The following is a 4,191-nucleotide window of genomic DNA, read 5'->3' on the forward strand; positions in this document are numbered from 1 at the left end:
AGGCGGCGTTGGCGCCGTACACGGATTGGTGCGCAGTGGGTGGGGATGGGCGGGGAGTTGTACGCCTCGGAGCCGGTGTTCCGGGAGGTGATCGATGCGTGTGAGGCGGCGTTGGCGCCGTACACGGATTGGTCGTTGGTGGGGGTGCTGACCGGCGGTGGGTCGTTGGAGCGGGTGGATGTGGTGCAGCCGGCCCTGTTCGCGGTGATGGTGGCGCTGGCGGAGCTGTGGCGTGCGCATGGTGTGGGACCGGATGCGGTCGTGGGGCATTCGCAGGGGGAGATCGCGGCGGCGTACGTGGCGGGGGCGTTGTCCCTGGACGACGCCGCCAAGGTGGTCGCCCTGCGCAGCAAAGCTCTGGTCACCCTGGCCGGACACGGCGGCATGGTCTCGGTCGCGCTGTCCGCGGACGACGCCGCCGGCTACCTGAGCCCCTGGGGCGACCGGATCACCGTCGCGGTGGTCAACTCCGCCTCGACCGTCGTCGTGTCAGGCGACCTGGACGCGCTGGACGAACTGCTGGCAGCCTGCGCCAGGGACGGCATCCGCGCCCGCGCCATCCCCGTCGACTACGCGGCGCACTCGGCGCAGGTCGAGGCGGTCCGGGAGCACCTGCTCACCGACCTGGCCGACATCACGCCCCACTCGGCGGCGATCCCGTTCTACTCCACGGTCACCGGCGAGCCGGTCGACACCTCCGCCCTCGACGCCGGCTACTGGTACCGCAACCTCCGCGAACCCGTACGGTTCGACCTGGCCACCGCCCGGCTCACCGCCGACGGCCACGAGGTGTTCGTGGAAGTCAGCCCGCACCCGGTGCTGGTGCAGGACCTGGACGGCGGCGTGGCGACCGGCACCCTGCGCCGCGACCACGGCGCCATCGGGGAATTCCACACCGCCCTGGCCCGCCTCCACGTCCAGGGCGTCGCCGTGACCTGGCCGCACGACCGCCCGCACGGCGTCAGGCTGCCGCACTACCCCTTCCAGCGCAGCACCTACTGGCTCACCCCCGCGGCCGGCGACCACGCCACTGGGCACCCGCTGGCGGGCACCACGGTCGAACTGCCCGACGGGAGCACCGTGCACAGTGGGCGCGTCTCCACCCGCACCCACCCCTGGCTGGCCGACCACGCCGTCGACGGTACGGTCCTGCTGCCGGGCACCGCCTTCCTCGAACTCGCCACCCTGGCCGGCGGGACCCTCGACGACCTCGTCCTGCACCTGCCCCTCGCGCTCTCGGACACACCCACGGACATCCAGGTCTCGGTCGGCGCCCCGGACGACGCCGGCCGCAGCCCGGTCACCGTGCACTCCAAGGGCGGCGACGGCTGGGTCCGCCACGCGTCCGGAACCCTCGGCGGCCAGGTGACGGCCGGTCGCCTCGACCGGCCCGCGAGGAACGCCGAACCCGTGGACCCCGAAGGGTTCTACGCCTTCCTCGCCGGACTCGGATACCAGTACGGACCCGCGTTCCGGGGCGTGCGGAAGTTGTGGCGGGGCGAGGACGAACTGTACGCCGAGGTGTCCGTCCCCGACGGCGCCCGCTTCGGCATCCACCCAGCGCTCCTGGACGCCGCACTCCAGCCGCTGATCCTGCTCAGCCCCGACACCCGGGTCCGGCTGCCGTTCTCCTTCTCCGGCGTCGCCGTGCACACCACCGGTGTGTCGTCCGCCCGGGTCCACCTGGTCCGCACGGGCACCGGCACCTACCGCGCGACACTGACCGACCTGTCCGGCAACCCGGTCGCGGACATCACCGCGCTGACCGTCCGTCCGGCCGCCGAGACCCGGGCCGCGGTGCTGCACACCCAGTGGGTGCCGCTCACCGCGAGCACACCGACCGAGGTGGTGCCGAGCCCGGTACTCACCGCGGAAGCCGACGCGGACTCCGTGCACGCCCTCGTCCAGCGGGCCCGCGCGCTCGTCCAGGACTTCCTGGCCGGGCAGCCGGAGCGGGCGGCCGCACGCCTGGCCGTCCTGACCCGCGGCGTGGCCGGCGCGGCCGTACGCGGCCTGGTCCGCAGCGCCGCCGCCGAGCACCCCGGCCGGTTCGTCGTGGTCGACATGGGCGACGTGTCCGAGGAGGACGCGGTCCGGGCCGCCAGGACAGCCGGCGACGAAACCGAACTGGCCCTGCGCCAGGAAGGCGTCCTCGTGCCGCGGCAGGCCAGGTACGCGCCGGAACCGACCGCCCCCGACGGCGCGTACCGGCTGAGCGAGTCCGGCACCGGGCAACTGGACGACCTGGCCCTGCTGCCCTGGCAAGAGGCCGCGCTGGAACCCGGACAGGTACGGGTCGCCGTACGCGCGGCCGGCCTGAACTTCCGCGACGTGCTCATCACCCTCGGCATGTACCCGGACCGGCCCCCGTTGGGCGGCGAAGGGGCCGGCACCGTCCTCGAGGTCGGCCCCGGCGTCACGGCCTGGCGGCCCGGCGACCGCGTCACGGGAATGATGCCCGGCGCCTTCGGGCCGCGCGCGGTCGCCGACCACCGGCTCCTGACGGCGATCCCCGACGGCTGGAGCTTCACCGAGGCGGCGTCGGTGCCCATCGCGTTCACCACCGCCTGGTACGGGCTGTTCGACCTCGGCGAACTGCGCCCCGGCGACCGGGTCCTGGTCCACTCCGGCGCGGGCGGTGTGGGCATGGCCGCCATCCAGTTGGCCCTGAACAGCGGCGCGGAGGTCTTCGCCACCGCGAGCCCCGCCAAGTGGGACACCCTGCGGCGCCTCGGACTGGCGGACGACCACATCGGTTCGTCCCGCGACACCCGGTTCGCCGACCGGTTCCCGGCCATGGACGTCGTCCTCAACTCGCTCGCGGGAGAACTCACCGACGCCTCCCTGCGGCTGCTCGCCGACGGCGGCCGGTTCGTCGAGCTGGGCAAGACGGACGTCCGCTCACCCGAGGGCCTGATCTACCGGGCCTTCGACCTCAACGACGTCGACCCCGCGCGGCAGGGCGACATCCTCTCCAGGGCCGTGGCGATGGTCGCCGACGGGACGCTGGAGCCGCTGCCGGTCACCGCCGCGGACCTCCGCCAGGCCGTCGCCTCCTTCCGGCTGATGAGCCAGGCCCGCCACGTCGGCAAGATCGTCCTGACCGTCCCCCAGCCGATCGACCCCGACGGCACCGTGCTGATCACCGGCGGCACCGGCACCCTCGGCCAGGCCGTCGCCCGGCACCTGGTGTCCCGCTACGGGGTACGGCACCTGCTGCTCGTCAGCCGCGGCGGCGGCGCGGTGCCGCACCTGGAGCCGCAAGGGGACGTCGACGTGCGGGTCGTGGCCTGTGACGTCGCGGACCGGGAGGCGCTGGCGGCCGTACTGGACTCGATCCCGGCCGAGCATCCGCTCACCGCCGTCGTCCACGCGGCCGGCGTGCTCGACGACACCGTCATGGAACGGCTGACCGCGGAGCAGCTCGACCGGGTGCTGCGTCCCAAGGTCGACGGCGCCTGGAACCTGCACGAGCTGACCCGCGAGGACCACCTCGCCGCCTTCGTGCTGTTCTCCGCGGCCGCGGGTGTACTCGGCAACGCCGGCCAGGCCGGCTACGCGGCCGCGAACTCCTACCTCGACGCGTTCGCCGCACACCGGCAGACCCTCGGACTGCCCGCCGTGTCGATGGCCTGGGGCTACTGGGAGCAGGAGAGCGGCATGACCGCCCACCTCACCGCGGCCGACCGCCAACGCCTCGCCCGCAAGGGCATCCGCCCCATCGGCCTCGAACGCGCCCTGGCCATGTTCGACACCGCGCTGGCTGCCGGACGTCCCGCGCTGACCACGGCCGACCTCTCGATGCCGCAGACCCTGCCGACGCCGAAGGCCCCCGCGTCGGACCTGCTGTCCCTGGTCGCCGCCCACACCGCCACCGTCCTCGGCCACTCCGACGCCGCCGCGATCACCCCCGGACTCGCCTTCCGCGACCTCGGCTTCGATTCCCTGACCTCCGTCGAACTGCGCAACCGCCTCGCCGGCGCCACCGGCCTGCGGCTGCCCGCGACCCTCGTCTTCGACCACCCCACCCCGGCCGACCTCGCCGACCATCTCACGGCCGAACTCTCCGGTGCGGCAAAGGGTGTGGCGTCGGCGGCACCGGTGGTGCCCGCGGTGTCGGTGTCGGACGATCCGGTGGTGATCGTGGGCATGGGGTGCCGGTTGCCGGGTGGGGTGGGGTCGCCGGAGGAG

General features: G+C 73.9%; 1 protein-coding gene. It reads left to right on the forward strand.

What is annotated here, in order from left to right:
* Positions 1-39: 39 nt before the first annotated feature.
* Positions 40-4,191, forward strand: a 4,152-nt coding sequence (locus ACIQOV_RS30320; protein ID WP_401053797.1) for an SDR family NAD(P)-dependent oxidoreductase, incomplete at its 3' end; no start/stop codon positions are given.

Origin of the sequence: Kitasatospora sp. NPDC091257 (assembly GCF_044757675.1) — a bacterium.
Classification (GTDB): domain Bacteria; phylum Actinomycetota; class Actinomycetes; order Streptomycetales; family Streptomycetaceae; genus Kitasatospora; species Kitasatospora lactacystinica.